This is a genomic window from Gluconobacter vitians, assembly GCF_015244565.1.
GTDB classification, from domain to species: domain Bacteria; phylum Pseudomonadota; class Alphaproteobacteria; order Acetobacterales; family Acetobacteraceae; genus Gluconobacter; species Gluconobacter vitians.
Genome location: NZ_JABCQG010000002.1, coordinates 1 through 15,939, shown reverse-complemented (window position 1 = coordinate 15,939; position 15,939 = coordinate 1). Strand labels below are relative to the sequence as shown.

11 protein-coding genes, 1 tRNA gene and 1 pseudogene are annotated in these 15,939 nt (G+C 57.5%); 3 read left to right on the top strand and 10 right to left on the bottom strand.

All coding sequences use genetic code 11. The features are described 5' to 3' along the window. Position 1: 1 nt before the first annotated feature. Entirely contained in the window at positions 2-1,315 is a 1,314-nt protein-coding gene (locus tag HKD24_RS01710) for an ABC transporter ATP-binding protein (RefSeq protein WP_194258747.1), read from the top strand. 15 nt (positions 1,316-1,330) lie between these two features. On the opposite strand, the gene HKD24_RS01705 is transcribed toward HKD24_RS01710, so the two are convergent. From HKD24_RS01705 to HKD24_RS01695, 3 genes are all read right to left on the bottom strand, one after another. Then, positions 1,331-2,713, bottom strand: a complete 1,383-nt coding sequence (locus tag HKD24_RS01705) for a DUF2252 domain-containing protein (protein WP_194258746.1) — start codon at positions 2,711-2,713, stop codon at positions 1,331-1,333. Positions 2,714-2,773: 60 nt separating this feature from the next. Continuing rightward, positions 2,774-3,328: a peptide-methionine (S)-S-oxide reductase MsrA gene (gene msrA, locus HKD24_RS01700; protein WP_194258745.1), complete on the bottom strand. Its 555-nt coding sequence runs from the start codon at positions 3,326-3,328 to the stop codon at positions 2,774-2,776. Positions 3,329-3,401: 73 nt separating this feature from the next. Then, positions 3,402-5,348 carry a CocE/NonD family hydrolase gene (locus tag HKD24_RS01695; RefSeq protein WP_194258744.1) on the bottom strand — a complete coding sequence of 649 codons (1,947 nt, stop codon included), beginning with the start codon at positions 5,346-5,348 and terminating at the stop codon, positions 3,402-3,404. A 152-nt stretch (positions 5,349-5,500) separates the two neighbouring features. Between HKD24_RS01695 and ilvD the strand changes: the two genes are divergently transcribed. Then, the gene (ilvD, locus tag HKD24_RS01690) at positions 5,501-7,357 is read left to right on the top strand and encodes a dihydroxy-acid dehydratase (RefSeq protein WP_194258910.1); all 1,857 of its coding nucleotides are present in this window, start codon (positions 5,501-5,503) and stop codon (positions 7,355-7,357) included. Here the strand turns inward: ilvD and HKD24_RS01685 are convergent. The 4 genes from HKD24_RS01685 to HKD24_RS01670 form a co-directional block, all read right to left on the bottom strand. Next, positions 7,335-8,213 carry a hypothetical protein gene (locus HKD24_RS01685; RefSeq protein ID WP_194258743.1) on the bottom strand — a complete coding sequence of 293 codons (879 nt, stop codon included), beginning with the start codon at positions 8,211-8,213 and terminating at the stop codon, positions 7,335-7,337. The two genes, ilvD and HKD24_RS01685, sit on opposite strands and share 23 nt — an antisense overlap. Further along, on the bottom strand, positions 8,206-10,872 hold the full coding sequence (locus HKD24_RS01680) for a valine--tRNA ligase (RefSeq protein ID WP_194258742.1): 2,667 nt from the start codon (positions 10,870-10,872) through the stop codon (positions 8,206-8,208). Before HKD24_RS01680 ends, HKD24_RS01685 begins: the two co-directional genes overlap by 8 nt. Before the next feature lie 55 nt (positions 10,873-10,927). Then, a complete protein-coding gene (locus HKD24_RS01675) occupies positions 10,928-11,311 on the bottom strand; it encodes a DUF2497 domain-containing protein (protein WP_228124103.1) in 384 nt (127 codons plus the stop codon). Between the two features lie 167 nt (positions 11,312-11,478). After that, a complete protein-coding gene (locus tag HKD24_RS01670) occupies positions 11,479-12,936 on the bottom strand; it encodes a TolC family outer membrane protein (RefSeq protein WP_194258740.1) in 1,458 nt (485 codons plus the stop codon). Between the two features lie 156 nt (positions 12,937-13,092). Here HKD24_RS01670 and HKD24_RS01665 point away from each other — a divergent pair. Next, positions 13,093-13,166 (top strand) — tRNA-Cys (locus tag HKD24_RS01665). A 763-nt stretch (positions 13,167-13,929) separates the two neighbouring features. Here HKD24_RS01665 and HKD24_RS15550 read toward each other — a convergent pair. From HKD24_RS15550 to HKD24_RS01650, 3 genes and pseudogenes are all read right to left on the bottom strand, one after another. Then, positions 13,930-14,223 carry an energy transducer TonB gene (locus HKD24_RS15550; RefSeq protein ID WP_407646344.1) on the bottom strand — a complete coding sequence of 98 codons (294 nt, stop codon included), beginning with the start codon at positions 14,221-14,223 and terminating at the stop codon, positions 13,930-13,932. Between the two features lie 904 nt (positions 14,224-15,127). Next, positions 15,128-15,352 carry a hypothetical protein gene (locus HKD24_RS01655; RefSeq protein WP_194258738.1) on the bottom strand — a complete coding sequence of 75 codons (225 nt, stop codon included), beginning with the start codon at positions 15,350-15,352 and terminating at the stop codon, positions 15,128-15,130. 425 nt (positions 15,353-15,777) lie between these two features. Next, positions 15,778-15,939 (bottom strand): annotated as a pseudogene (locus tag HKD24_RS01650) (IS481 family transposase); the annotation flags it as partial.

Sequence of the window (15,939 nt, the reverse complement as noted above, 5' to 3'; positions counted from 1 at the left end):
TATGAAATCGCTCCTGTCCCTTCGCGAATGTCGCCAGACCTATCTCAAGGAGAGCAGCACGGATCTGGTCGTGCTCGATCACGTCAGCTTCGATGTACGGACTGGAGAAATCCTGGGCCTGCTCGGGCGCTCCGGCTCGGGAAAATCATCCCTGCTGCGGATCATGGCCGGACTGACGCCGCCGATGTCAGGACAGGTCTTCTGGCAGGGTACCCCCGTAACCGGGCCTCTGGATGGTGTGGCGACGGTCTTTCAGTCCGGAGCGCTTTTCCCTTGGCTGACCCTGCGGCAGAATGTGGCGCTGGGTCTGGAAATGCGCCGCCTGCCCCGTGCCGAGCGCGAAGCCATGACCGACGCCGCCATCGAAGTCATGGGGCTTGAAGGCTACGAGAACGCTTACCCGAAGGAACTGTCCGAAGCGCTCAGCCAGCGTGTTTCCTTCGCCCGCGCACTGGCGCTTCAGCCGTCCCTGCTTCTGCTGGACGAGCCCTTCTCGGCGCTGGATGTCCTGAGTGCCGAAAACCTGCGAACCGATCTGATCGAACTGTGGGATGAAAAGCGCCTGCCCCTCAAGGCCATGCTGCTTGCAACGCACGGGATCGAGGAAGCAGTCCTGATGTGCGACCGCATCCTCATTTTCTCCTCCAGCCCCGGCCGCGTGACACACGAGATCGCCGTCCCCTTCCCCCATCCGCGTAACCGTGAAGACGAAGATTTCCGCCGTTTCGTGGACCAGATCTATACCCTCATGACGCGCCGTGCGCCGATCGTGTCCGAGGCGGATCCGGTGCAGCCCTCTTCGGCTTCAGGCACGACCCTTCCACCCTTCTCCATCGTCCTGCCAGATCTTGCGGTCGAGGTTCTGGTCGGACTGATGGAAGTTCTGGGAAGTGAACCGCTTTCCGGCCGCGCGGATCTTCCTGAACTGGCGCAGCGGCTTCAGATGACGCTGGACGATCTTCTGCCCTTGGGTGAGTCGCTCCAGTTGCTTGATCTGGCTGAACTGGAAGATGGCGACATCCTGCTCACACCTGATGGCAAGGCTTTCGTCGAGGGCGATTCTGATACCCGCAAGGATCTGATGCGCACGGCCCTGTTGCATCATCTCCCCCTGCTCCGCTCCATCCGCAGCACGCTGGACGAGCGGTCCAGCCATGTCGTTGATGCGGCGCGGTTCCGAAAGGCCATGGAAGAAAACATGTCCCCGGACTATGCGCGTCAGACCCTCACCACCGCCATCAGCTGGGCACGCTATGCCGAGCTGTTCGACTATGATGAAGAATCCGACCGCTTCCATCTGGAAAATGAGGAATAAACCAGCCCACCGGCCTCAGGCGCAGAAGACACGCTTGTCCGCGATGGCCTGCGTAAATGCCTTCCAGTCCGCCTCGCTCTGCTTGGCGTAGAGCACGGCAAATTCGGTAATAGCCTTGGCAAAGGAATGTCCTTTTCCAAGATACCCGGCCAGCATCGCCAGATCCGCAGAGCGTCCATGCGCACGCCCGAGCGTCCGCCCACACAGGGCAGCGTAGTCCGGCAGAAGATTGTCCTGGATTTTCTCGCCAATAGCGGCAAGGCGGACGTCCTTGGTCTGACGCACATAGAAATCCCGCCCGCCTCCGGCCTTGCGCCCCGTCTGTGCGGTGGTTCGTTTCCCCGTAGTGTGCGTCCAGCCCAGGAACGGGTCCGAGGCCGCCTGCATAATGCGCTGCCCCGTCACAACCCGCTCACCATGATTGGGCATGTCCACCGCGCCCTGATAGGGCTCCAGCACCGATGACTGGGCTTCCTTGATCTGCAGGATCAGCGGTTCGTTGTCAGCCGTGGTGAAAAGCCCGAGGGCACAGAATGTCCCCACGCTACCGATGCCCACCACCTTGAACAGTACGTCCTGAAGGGCATAGCGGTCGAGCACGATCCTGCGTTCCGGGGGGAGCTGGCTGACATAACGGGCGAAGGCTGCGCGAACGAGATCGTTCTGCTGCGGCAGGCGTGTCACGAAAGGCGGCCGTTCTTTCAGGCGCCGGGCGGATTTGGGATCAATCATCCCGAAATGACTGGAAATCGCCCGAAGCTGGGACTGGAGCTTTTCCGTCATGCCTGTCCGGATGTCGTCATCCTCGATCCGGCTGATGACGTCCCGCACATCCACCCGCTCATTCCAGGCCCGCAGCGGCGGAAGTGCTGCAAGACGCGCAATTTCGCCGACATAACTGCCAACCGCAGAACTCACGAGACCCTGACACGCCTTGTCCGACATGGACGCTTCGCGACCGGCCAGCACAAGGCTTGTAGCCAGACGCTTGAGATCCCATTCGAAAGTGGCCGGTGCGGTCTCGTCGAAATCGTTGATATCGAAAACGGGAATGCCTTCAGGCGACGGATAGCATCCGAAATTGGCCAGATGGCAATCCCCGCAGGACTGAACCTTAAGCCCGGTCTGCGGCGTGAAGGACAGATCCGAAGCCATCACAGCCGCCGCGCCCCGCAGAAATGCGAACGGGGACGCTTTCATGCGCTGGTGCCGGATAGGTAGAAGATCCGCAATCCGGCTCTTCCCCTGTTCAAGCAGGATTTCAACCGGGTCGCGCCGGTTGGCAGGAGGCAGCCAGAGGGCATGGCTGCTGCGCTTGACGGTCTTGCGCAGGGCCACACCCGCCTCATAGCGATCCTGACGGGTACGAAGCGGGGGAAATGTTCTGGCTTGGGTCATAATTTGTCACGATAGCGGAGAACGCTGCCGTGACAAAGTTTTCCCGGCCCTGTGCGTGCCTTAGCCCGGAGTCTTCAGACGATCCCGGTAGAGCTTCCGTGCCTTGGCGACCTTCGGGGCAACAACCGCGGCACAATAGGCCGTCTGCGGATTGCGGGCGAAGTAGTCGTGGTGCTTTTCCTCGGCTGGCCAGAAATGCGCCGGTCCTTCGATCGAGGTCACGATCGGGGCAGACCAGATGCCTTCCGCTGCGATTTCGTCACGGACCTTGCGGGCCGTTTCCTGCTGTGCGGCATCCGCAAAAATGACCGACCGGTACTGAGTGCCAACGTCATTGCCCTGACGGTTGAGCTGCGTCGGATCATGGGTTGTGAAAAACACGCGCAGCACGTCTTCCAGTCCAATTTCAGCCGGGTCAAACACGACTTTCACGACTTCGGCATGGCCCGTCCGGCCGGTGCAGACCTGTTCGTAACTCGGGCTCTCAACGGAGCCACCGGCATAGCCCGGTTCCGCCGAGATGATACCGCGCAGACCGGTAAAGACGGCTTCTACGCACCAGAAGCAGCCGCCGCCAAGGAGAATGGACGACAGATTGGGGGACTGGGTCGTCATGATGATGCTCCGTTAAAAGGACAGCCTCCCCATATGGGAAGGCTGATCCAGTTTGACGAGTTGCCAGCCGGAATTACGGCGCCGGCGTCACCGTCGGCAGCCAGATGGCGCTGGCATGATCGCCACCACGATGGATGGTCTGGGTCGCAACGTGATAGTCCGAAGCCTTGGCGTCGAAGATGTTCGGCACGAAGGTCTGCGGGTTGCGGTCATAGAGCGGGAACCAGCTCGACTGGATCTGGATCATGATCCGGTGGCCCTTCTGGAACACGTGGTTCATGGCCGGAAGCGTGAAGCGGTATTCCTGCACCTGCCCCGCCGGAATGGCGGACGGATGCGTGAAGCTCTGCCTATAACGTCCGCGGAAAATATCCATCGACATCGGCAGTTCATACCCGCCCATCTGCGGATTATCCGGCGTCAGACCAGGCTGGACGTCAATGATCTTGACGACCCAGTCCGCATCCGTCCCCGTGGTCGCGGCGAACAGATCCGCCGTCGGAACACCGGAAACCGTGACCGGAGCGTCAAGCACAGGCGTTTCGTAGGTCAGCACATCCGGGCGGCTTTCGGCGAAACGCTGGTCAGTCACAAGCCAGGCCTTCCAGCGCGGATCCTCACCCATCATGTACGGACGCTGGACGAAAGGCACCGGATGGGCCGGATCGGAGACATAGCTGTCCGTGCCAGGCAGTGTGCGCTTGAACGCCAGACCATGATCCGGCTGCAGATACAGGCGCTCCCCCTTCTGCATGCAGGTCGTGGTGCAGTCGCTCAGCCAGTTGCGGAAGTGATCCCAGTGGTTCTCGCCCGTATTGTAGATGATGGCTTCATCGAAATGGGGATCGGGTGCGTTCTTCAAATAATGATCGAAGAACGGACGCATGACATTGGCGCGGTACCACAGGGCCGTGTCACCGTTGAAATGCAGCGGACCAAGCGTGGAGCCATCATAGTTTACGCCGCTATGACGCCACGGCCCCATGACGAGGATGTTCGGAACCTGCGTGTGATGCGCTTTGAGGTTCATCCAGGAATGGATCGCACCCCACATGTCTTCCTGATCCCACAGCCCCTGCTCCCACATGGTCGGAACCTTGAGCGACTTCTTCACGATCAACTGGTCGAGCGCCTGATCCTGCCAGAAGGCATCATAGGCCGGGTGGGCCTTCATGCGACGCCACCAGGGGAACTGGTCCAGACCGGCTTTCGTCGCGAAATTGCCGGTCGAGACATCGGCAAGGAACGTCGTGTAATCATCCGCATCCGGGCGGGGAATGGACGCACCGGACCCGGCCTGCGTCATCTGGGCGGTGAAGTAATCCAGACCCGGCTGGCGGAACGCGCCATAATGGAACCAGTCATCGCCCATCCAGCCATCGACCATCGGGCTCTCCGGAGAAGCGACCTTCAGGGCCGGATGCGGATCAAGCAGCGCCATGACCACGGTCCAGCCCTCATAGGACGATCCCGTCATGCCGACCTTGCCGTTGCTCTCGGGCAGGTTCTTCACCAGCCAGTCGATCGTGTCCCAGGCATCGGTCGTATCGTCCGTCTTGGTCGGGTTCAGCGGACCGATCGGCGGGCGCGTCATGACATAGTCGCCCTGTGAGCCATACTTGCCACGAACGTCCTGAAAGACGCGGATATAGCCTTCATCCACGAACACGCCGTCACCCTGCGGCAGAATGGCGCGCATGGTCGAGGCATTGGGAACACGGTTGGCGCGCTCGCTCGCATGATAAGGCGTGCGGGTCAGCAGGATCGGGGCGTTCTTCGCGCCCTTGGGGATCACGATGACGGTATGCAGCTTGATCCCGTCACGCATCGGGATCATCACGTCGCGCTTGATATAGTCGCGCTGGTCGATCGGCATATTGACATGGGCGGGAATGTCGCTGCCCGTCTGGATCATGTCAGGTGTGACCGCAGGGCTGGATGCAGCAGGTTCGGCGGCCTGGGCTGCACACAGGCAGGTCACGGCCAGAGCGGTACCGAGGCTCAGAAAATGACGTCTCACAAAAGGCTCCTGATCTTTGTTGCGAGTTTGGACCGAACGGAGTCTTCGGGGCAAGGGGAGCCGGCGCGGGTTTTCACATCTTTCCCGCACTGGCTTCTGCGCGTCTGATTCGCTATGGATCAGGGCCTTCTCCTGTCATGAAAGTATCTTCCATGCCTGCCTATCGCTCCCGCACCACCACACATGGCCGCAACATGGCTGGCGCACGTGCGCTCTGGCGGGCGACGGGCATGAAAGACGGTGATTTCGGCAAACCCATTATCGCCATCGCCAATTCCTTCACGCAGTTCGTGCCTGGCCACGTCCATCTGAAGGATATGGGCAGTCTGGTGGCCTCCGCGATCGAGGAAGTCGGCGGAATTGCCAAGGAATTCAACACGATCGCAGTGGATGACGGCATCGCGATGGGCCATGGCGGAATGTTGTATTCCCTGCCCTCGCGCGAGCTGATCGCAGATTCCGTGGAATACATGGTCAACGCGCACTGTGCCGATGCGATCGTCTGCATCAGCAACTGCGACAAGATCACGCCGGGCATGCTGATGGCCTCCATGCGCCTGAACATCCCGGTGGTATTCGTCTCCGGTGGCCCGATGGAAGCCGGCAAGGTCAACGGTCCGGGTGTGACGCGCAAGCTGGACCTGATTGATTCCATGGTCGCCGCCGCCAATCCGGACGTGTCCGACAGCGAGTCCGAACAGATCGAGCGCTCCGCCTGCCCGACCTGCGGCTCCTGCTCGGGCATGTTCACCGCCAATTCCATGAACTGCCTGACCGAAGCTCTGGGCCTGTCCCTGCCCGGAAACGGCTCCCTGCTCGCCACCCACAGCGACCGCCGCGAACTATTCCTGAGCGCAGGCCGCCGGATCGTGGATCTGGCACGTCGCTGGTACGAACAGGATGATGCGTCTGTCCTGCCCCGCAATATCGCCACGCGTGCGGCCTTTGAGAACGCCATGACGCTCGACATCGCTATGGGTGGCTCGACCAACACGGTCCTGCATCTTCTGGCCGCAGCCCGCGAAGGTGAAGTCGATTTCCACATGCACGACATCGACCACCTGTCGCGCCGTGTGCCGAATTTGTGCAAGGTCGCGCCCGCAAAGAACGACGTGCACATGGAAGACGTCCATCGCGCAGGCGGCATCCCCGCCATTCTGGGTGAACTGGACCGCGCCGGCCTGCTCGATACGAGCGTTTCAACCGTTCACGCGCCGACACTGGGCGATGCCCTGAAGAAGTGGGACATCCTCAACGGTGATGAAGAAGCCGCTCATCTGTTCAAGGCCGCTCCCGGAAACGTCCGCACTGTTCATGCCTTCTCACAGTCCAGCCGCTACCATGAACTGGATCAGGACCGCGAAGCCGGCGTCCTGCGCGACAAGGCGCATGCCTTCTCGCAGGATGGCGGTCTGGCCGTACTGTACGGTAACCTCGCCGAGGATGGCGCCATCGTCAAAACGGCAGGCGTCGAAGCCAGCATCCTGACCTTCACAGGAACGGCGCGCGTGTTCGAAAGCCAGGACGACGCCGTGGCGGCCATTCTCGGCAACCGCATCGTGGCCGGAGACGTCGTGGTCATCCGTTACGAAGGCCCCAAGGGCGGCCCCGGCATGCAGGAAATGCTGTATCCGACGAGCTATCTGAAATCGAAAGGTCTGGGCAAGGTCTGTGCCCTGATCACGGATGGCCGCTTCTCAGGCGGAAGCTCGGGCCTGTCCATCGGCCACATGTCCCCCGAAGCCGCCGAAGGCGGCCTGATCGGTCTGGTCGAGGACGGCGATCGCATCGAGATCGACATCCCCAAGCGCGGCCTCCACCTTGCCGTTTCGGATTCCGACATCGCGGATCGCCGCGAGCGCATGAATGAGCGTGGTGCAAATGCCTGGAAGCCGAACCGTGAGCGTGTGGTTTCGAAAGCCCTTCACGCCTATGCCGCAATGACCACGAGCGCAGCCCATGGTGCCGTCCGCGATCTGTCGCAGATCATCGTGAAGACGCGGATCTGATCGCAGTCTCAATGGCGTCCTGCAATTCGGCGGACGCCAGCATTTTTGAAGCATCATGGCCGGTCGCCGGGACGAGCGTAATCGTCCAGCCAAAGGGAACATTCAGCTTTTCAGCCTGTTCCCGCGCCTGCGCATACGCCCACTGCCCCCGTTCAAGACGGTTGCGACCCTGCTCTGCGGCTGCAGGGCTGTGGTAAGTGGCTGATGTCGTTTCGGTATCATCCGCGCCCAGAATAACCGCGATATTTCTTGCAAGATAACGTCTGAGGTCTGGAAGACTGGCCGGCTCCGGCCAGTTGCGAAAGCCGTAAGGAACGGCCGTGTCCGTCTCGGGCTCGACATAGGTGGAAGGGTTCATGATCACGGTCATGCTCTCCTCCCCCGGAGCATAAGCTGCGACACGCTCCAGATACTGCGCCCCGGCAGAATGTCCGACAAGAATGATCGGAACCCGTTGCTCGTCCGAAACGCTGCGCGTCCATTGCTCCAGCGGCTTCATGTAGGATGCTGCCGGCACAGTCTGCCGTGAGACGGGATATCCCCCGCGCTGATACTGCTGGACCGGAAAACGCGACATGGGAAAGTCGGGAGCGAACACCAGACTGCATTCATGTCTGGCAAGCGGAATTGCGTCGTCGCGATAGGTCGCGCTGTCACGGTTTTTTCCGGCAAGCACGATCAGGATGGCCCGGATCTGACAGGATGCGGGCCTGAAAACCGCAACATCGAAATGCTCACCGGCGACGGTCACATTTTCAAGGCTGCGGCCTTCGGGCAAAATCCCGGCTTGAGCCGTTCCTGCCATAAGAGCAAGAACGGCGGCGCCGAGGCAGGTAGAGGCCTTCAAATCAGGCAAGACGCCCCAGGGCTGCCTTGAGACGGGCCAGATCGCTCTGGAAAGCCACGAGACGTTCACGATTTTCTTCCACGACTTCCGGCTTGGCCCGGGCAACGAAATCCGCATTGTCCAGCTTGCGCGTCACCTTGAGGATCTCCCCTTCAATCCGGGAGGTTTCCTTGGCAAGACGCGCCCGTTCCGCATCAAGGTCGATCAGACCTTCCAGCGGGATGAAAATGGTCGCTTCATCCAGAACGATCTGGGCGGCATTGCGCGGCGTATCCTCGCCGACCACGCCAACTTCGGAAACCCGCGCCATGCGACCAATGGCCTCAGCCCAGGTCTTTGCACGTTCCAGATTTTCCGGTGCTGCGTCACGCAGCAGGAGCGGCGCCTTCTGTGACGGCGGAATGTTCATTTCCGACCGTACGGTCCGGACCTCACCAATCAGACGGATCACCCAGTCCAGCTCCGAACGGGCTTCGTCCGCGGCAGGAACCGTCATGATTTCCGGCCAGCGGATCTCCTCGAACTTGCCCGGATAACCAAGCTCCTGCCACAGCGTCGCCGTCACGAACGGAATGACCGGCTGCATCAGCCGCAGGATCAGCCCCAGAACATGCGCGCTGACAGCCCGCAACTCGGTGGTTTCCTCGTTTTCTGCCGCAAAGACAGGCTTCGAGAATTCCACAAACCAGTCACAGAAACGGCTCCAGACGAACCGGTAGCAGCAGTTGGCATATTCATCGAAACGATAGACCGAGAGAACCCGCCCCGCTTCGGTGATGGCATCATTCGCTTCCGTCAGGATCCACCGCCCAAGCGCGCTCTTGACGCTCGCGGGGTCGAAGCCTTCCGTCGGCTTGGCGCCGTTCATTTCAAGGAAACGCGCGGCATTCCACAGCTTCGTGACGAAAGCCCGGTGTTCTTCAACACGCTTGCGCCCAAGCTTGATATCCCGTCCCGGCCCCGTGCCCGCACAAATCGCCAGACGCGTCGCATCTGCCCCGAACTCGGCCACAAGATCCAGCGGATCAAGACCGTTGCCCTTGGACTTGGACATCTTCTGTCCCTTTTCGTCCCGGACCAGCCCGTGAATCAGGACAGTCCGGAACGGGACATCATCCATGAAATGCAGACCCATCATCATCATCCGGGCAACCCAGAAGAAAATGATGTCAAAACCCGTAACCAGCACGCTGGTCGGATAATAACGGGCCAGCTCCTCCGTCTTGTCAGGCCAGCCAAGTGTCGTAAAGGGCCACAGGGCCGAGCTGAACCATGTGTCCAGAACGTCCTCATCCTGCGTAAGGCTTACGCCCTCGCCGGCCTGTGCCTGCGCATCCTGTTCGTTTTCAGCGACATAGACCTTGCCGTCCGCGCCATACCAGGCCGGGATCCGGTGTCCCCACCAGAGCTGCCGGCTGATGCACCAGGGCTGGATATCGCGCATCCAGGCGTGGAACGTGTTTTCCCACTGCCGTGGCTCAAAAGCGATCTTTCCGCTTTCGACCGCTTCTACGGCGGGGCCCGACAGGGTCTTGGCATCGCAGTACCACTGAAGCGTCAGGCGTGGCTCAACGATTGCACCACCACGCTCCGCATGCGGCACCTGAAGCTTGTGTGGCTCGATCTTCTCCAGCCATTCCAGCCGCTCAAGCTCGGCAACAACCTGCTTGCGGCCTTCTTCGCGGCTCAGCCCATTCAGGGATTCGACAAACGCAACTGAAGCCAGTCCCTCAACATCGCGCAGTTCAGGACGGATTTCCTCGATCCACAGACAGGCCGTTTCATCAAAAACGGTCGGAGCTGGCAGATTGTGACGCTTGCCGACTTCAAAGTCATTGAAGTCATGTGCCGGCGTGATCTTGACCGCGCCTGTGCCCTTTTCCGGATCGGAATGCAGATCGGCGACAACAGGAATGCGACGCCCCGTAAGCGGCAGGATCACGGTCTTACCGATCATGTCGGCATAGCGCTCATCCTCCGGATGAACGGCCACGGCGACATCGCCCAGCATGGTTTCTGGACGTGTTGTAGCCACCGTGATGGTCCGACCGTCTTCCAGCGGATAGCGGATGTACCACATGGACCCCTTGGTCTCATGGTTTTCCACTTCCAGGTCCGAAATGGCCGAACGGAACTTCGGGTCCCAGTTCACCAGACGACGGTCGCGGTAGATCAGACCTTCTTTGTAAAGGGTAACGAAAACCTTCCGGACAGCACGGGACAATCCGTCGTCCATCGTAAACCGCTCACGCTCCCAGTCCGCCGAGGCGCCGAGCTTACGGAGCTGCTTGACGATCGTGCCGCCGTATTCCTGCTTCCAGTCCCAAACACGTTCGAGAAAACCTTCGCGCCCCAGAGCGGTTCTGCTGGTGCCTTCTTTATCGAGAGCACGCTCGACGACCATCTGCGTGGCGATGCCCGCGTGGTCCGTTCCGGGCTGCCAGAGGACATTGAATCCTTCCTGACGTTTCCAGCGAATCAGCATATCCTGAAGGACAAAATTCAGGGAATGGCCGAGATGCAGCGTACCCGTGACGTTCGGCGGCGGGAACATGATCGAAAAAGGCTCACCCGGCTGATCGGGGTGAGCCCGGAAAGCGCCGCTTTTCTCCCACGCATCGTAGAGGGCATTTTCGTGATCGGCGGGGACGAAGCTTTTTTCGAGCATGGTTATCCAGGACAGTCAGTACAGCGGGTGGAAGAACGTGCTTCCACCGCTCTTCTTACTCTCGTGGACGCAGACGGGCAATTTCCGCACGGACAAGAATTTCAACGAGTGACGGAAGATGGGCATCCAGCCACGTGCGCACCATGCTCCGGACTTCGCTACGAACCATATCTTCAATGGTCAGACCGCTGCTGCGGCTGATGACTGTATCGGACGCGAGAGGTGTCGCACCACTGAACGCTGTGTGCAGTTCGTCCAGCGAGCGTTCCGCGGCTGCCACCGTCTGCGCATTCATGAGATCGTCTTTGCTTTGCTCGGTTTCAGCCGGAGTGGAGGCCGCAGACGATACCGGCGCCGTTGTTTCAGCATCTTTGGATGGTGCAGGAGGTGTGACCATCATGGAGCTATCCAGTGTCAGTTCGTCTTCCTGGGATGACATGTCTGGTGTTTCCTCGGTTGCGTGATGCTGGGATGCGGCAGGGTCATCGTGAAGAACACGCCTGATTGAACTCAGGACATCGGTCACTGCTGTATCGTCTTGATGATCAGGCTGAACCAAATCAGAGGAAGTCATGGTTTTTTGATATTCCGTTTTACTGAAAAGATTTATCGACCGGGCTGGTTGATTGCATAATCGTTCATGCCCCAGAGCTTGTTCTTGACCGCATTATAGTAAGCTTTTTCGTCATAAAGCGGCACACCGAGTTTAAGATCGACGGCCGTGAGACGCCCAATCGCTGCGGCGACAGCATAGGACGACGTCACCAGATTCGAGAGATGCTGAACGAGCGTCCGCTGTGACTGCAGCAGGGTCTGCTGCTGCTGAAGAACAGCAAGTGTCGTACTTGTGCCTACGAGAGCCTGCCGCTCGACACCATCCAGCGCGATCACATTGGCAGAGATAGCCATCCGGTCGCTGGAAATGGACTGCTTGAAGGAAACCATCTGCTGCCAGTTCGATGCCGCCTTCTGAAGGGCCGTTCTGCGCTGAACATCGACTTCACGATGCGCTGCCTGTGCATCCTGACGTGCACCTCGAATGGAGGCATACTCTGACCCTCCTTGATACAGAGGCACAGAGAACTCGATCTCACCATATTTATTGTCCTGCAGTGAGTCGCCGTAAGCTTGATTCACAGAACGCTGATAGTTCAGGCTTGCAGAAACCTTGGGCATGATCTGGGAGATCTGGACGGAGATATTGTCTTTGCGCTGTGCTTCAAGAAAGAGCGCATTGACAACCTGTGGATTGTTTTGAACCGCAATTGCCACGGCTTCCTGTTCGCTATGTACAGGCAGGTTCAGAGGCTGGGGGGCTTCAAGATTTGGGGCCGCTGCAATTCCAACGATCTGGAGGTAGGTTGCTTGGGCGCTCTGAAGTGTTCCTTCGGCCTGCTGACGCTCGGCTGTGGCACTGGCAAGAGCGGCCTGCGCCTGTGCTACATCGGTACGGGTAATTTCGCCGACGTGGAACCGCTCCTGGGTCGCTTCAACCTGTTGCTGCAAAACATGTTCATTGTTGATCGCAATCTGTAGCAACTGCTCGTCTTCAATAATCCCGACATAAGCGTTGACGACGTTGGTGAAGACGTCCTGCTCCGTCTGGATCAGGCGGGCACGCTCAGCCATGATCTGATTGGTTGCAGCATGAACGCTCGCGACTGTCTTGCCGCCCTGGTAAAGAGGCTGGGTGATGCCAACAGTCCCCATATAACCGGGCGTTTGATAGCGACGTGAACTTCCGAGATATCCACCCTTTGACGCGTAGTTTGTACTGCCATCGTAGTAGGTCAGGTTCATGCTGGTCTGAACAGTGGGGCGCCAACCTGCCAATGCTGTAGGGAGCTGCTCATCGGTAGCGCGCAAATGTGCCCGCTCTTCACGAAGAGTTGGGTTGGTCAGGTATGCGGTCTGAAGCGCTTCCTGCAGCGTGTGCGGAATGAAGTTTGGCGAGCTGCTGCCATCATATTTCTGGGCAAGAGCAGTTCCGCTCAGGAGAAGCGATAGGAGACCGAGCCCAAGTGGAGCCGTCATTTTTACCGCACCGTCGCATCCTGAAGTCATGAGATTTCCTGCTCTTTAAGTATGCATCATATCACAGAATTATGTGAATCAGTCCTTAATAGCCTGTCGGGTGACAGAATAAAAATCCTTCTGCAGATCAATTATCGGTCTTGACCCATCGGGCTTCAGAGGGGATATAGCGCCTGTCTCCGTCGAGGTCCGGTGGCAGAATGGTGATGTAGCGGACTGCAAATCCGCGTATGTGGGTTCGATTCCCGCCCGGACCTCCAGAGACAATTTCCGATCCGTAAAAATAGCTTTTGTTTATGAGGTTTCGCGATCTCGAGTGGCGCGTTGGCCTCGTTTTTTCGGCTGTTATTGATTGAGTGAGCGCGTATATCGTTAGCGCTCCGATAGAGTTTGATGACTGGTGATCACTGCGATTTGAAGAATTGCTCTGCTGCTTTCATGAGCTTTTCAATCGCTGTCTTGCACAAGATTCATGCCCCAAAGGGGCTAGATGCAATTCGACGCCCAGTGTGTAGTCCTTCTAGGTCACCAAGCGAATCGAAGAATGGTCTCTGCTTGGGCGTGACCTGTAGAAAATGGACTCTTACCTTTGGCATCGCGGAAGGCAGCAAGCCTGGGTCTTTGAGGATTGGCACTATCAGACCAGTGCCTGCCTCTTCCATGTGGTATCCGCCTAGATCAAATCCTGTTCTGTGGTGAGACCGAGCAGGCCGAAAAGTACGGGCAACAGATTCTGATGCAGGTCTCGAACGCTCAGTCGACAAATTCGAAATCCTGATCTTTGAGAATTGTGACGGCAAAAGCGGCATCATAGATATGTGGTTCAGGGACCGACGATCTGGTTCCGAGATTAAAAGACGGACGAGAGAGCGTAGTGTTACGCTCCAATCCTTTATGCTCGCCGTCACTCAAGCATAGAATCGCATCCCTGTGGGTGCCCGGTACATGCCATATCCGTTTCATTTGCATGAATGAATTTCGGGACGCCTAGACTAAATGTAAAGCTCTTTGCGGGACATGCCACTAGTTATCCAGACTATAATTCACAATTGTACGGTGATGATGATTGACTGTAGGAACACCATTTATGGTCGCTGGAGCATACCTCTGCTGTCGACAGTGCTCTAACGCACTTTCGTTGAATTCAGGGTTTGTGCTGGAGGTTACTTGGCAGTTTGCAGTATGCCCAGTTTTATCAATGTCAAACATCAAATGAACCTGATCCGTAGCATTTTTCTCAATCAGCTTTTTTGGGTATACAGGGCCTTTGTTTGTGATTTGCGGCTTATCGGATTTTATCTCCTGCCCCAAGGCCACGCCGGGCGCAACCAAGACAGCTGCCAACAATAGAAAATTCTTTAAATTCACCTCGTTCCAATCGTTATCTGGTCAAGATAATACATTTTTATCGTCTATATAAATATGGAATCAATTTTACAGCTTTTATGCACATCTTTCATTCCACTCCAGCCTGTTGGTGGCCGATCTAAGACCAGTCTTCTATACCTCATTGTTTTGGTATCTTTGCCGATTTTTAGCTATTTCCAGCTTGATTTTAAACTCATGCGTATCGAGCATATATATGGTTTGTAGTATTGTTGTATTGCGAGAAGACAGTATTAATTGGTACTCGCAGTAAAGCTATGGTGGCGAATCTGTAAAAGAAATTCAATTCTAGCCGTCCTTTCTGGGTCAGACACTATTTTAGTGTGATGTCCAGGGCGGGCAAAATCTGCCGAGGGGGCGAATGCGATATTGATGCTTCAATCGCCGCGGCGGAGAATCAAGCTGTGGGCTTTCAGTGCTCTCCGGTAGGCCATCATTATGCGCCTTGAGGTCGCGGTTGTCTGGAGGGAGAACCGGCTTTGGGGTCTGTTCATCAACTGGAATGGACATGGTTCGCCCTTCCGGCAAAATGATTCAAGCGCGCCACAGATCCGGAGTTTGGCTGAGATAAAAAGAAACCCGGCTTTTACCGGGTCTCTTTATCAGTTCACCAGATTTGGTGGTTCCTGCATGGGCGGGGGATCTTCACCTGGTGGCGGATATGGATTGGGTTTTGGCGGCTGAGGTGGCATCGGTGGCGGAGGATTAGGCAACTCACTGGCGCTTTGAGGATAAGACATCATCATCTCCATTTTAGGGGTGACAACACTTCAAAGCCGTTCCGAAGCAGAGGTTTGGTCGCAGGGAAAAGAAACTCGGCCGAAGCCGGGCGGAATCAGTTGGTGGGATTGTCCGGAGACTTCGGAAGTACGGGCGGCTCTCCCGGTTTGGAAGGCGGAGCACTTTTCGTTGGATCGTAGTCCTCTTCAGGCGCGTCTTCTTCTGGCGACCCGTCTATGATCGGGTTCTCGTCCAGAAAGAGATCAAAAGGCTCCCCCTCGCTTGGAGAACCTGTTGGTTTCGTCGGATTACCATGTGCATTACCGGATTGAGCGAACATGGTCGCCTCCTGTTGTATGACGACTTAAACCCGCGGCCAGCAACGGGTTCAAAATACACAAAAAGAAACCTGGCTGGGGGTAAGCTGAAATCCGGGTCTGCCTACCACCCAGCTTTCTGATGAAGATTTTGTATCATGCGGCGATGGCACACCGGTGCAGACGGCTGAGGTCGTGCTTCGTGCAGCAGGCGGGCTTGTACGGATGGTGATGTATGGCCTTAACGAGGCAAAAGAGCATGCAAAGCTGAACTGTCATGACAGTTTGTTGATGTTATGTACGGTGACGAACAGACTGATATCCAAAATCAAAACACATTGCAGTATCGACGCTATTAATCAGGCTATCTGACATGACACAGATACAGCACGACTTCCTTGATCCTGAACTCGCGATCGCCCGAATGATTCTGACAGAAGTCGGACTTCTAGGTGTTTAGTCCCGGGATTTGATGGGTTGGATTGATGATGAATCTTTCTGGCTCTGAAGTCCAGATTTTGCAGACGTATTCGTAAGGGGTAAGGCCACTGAGGGTCTTGAGTCTTCGCCCGAAATTATAGGCTGCCATGAAGTCGTTGAGGTGTGTCCT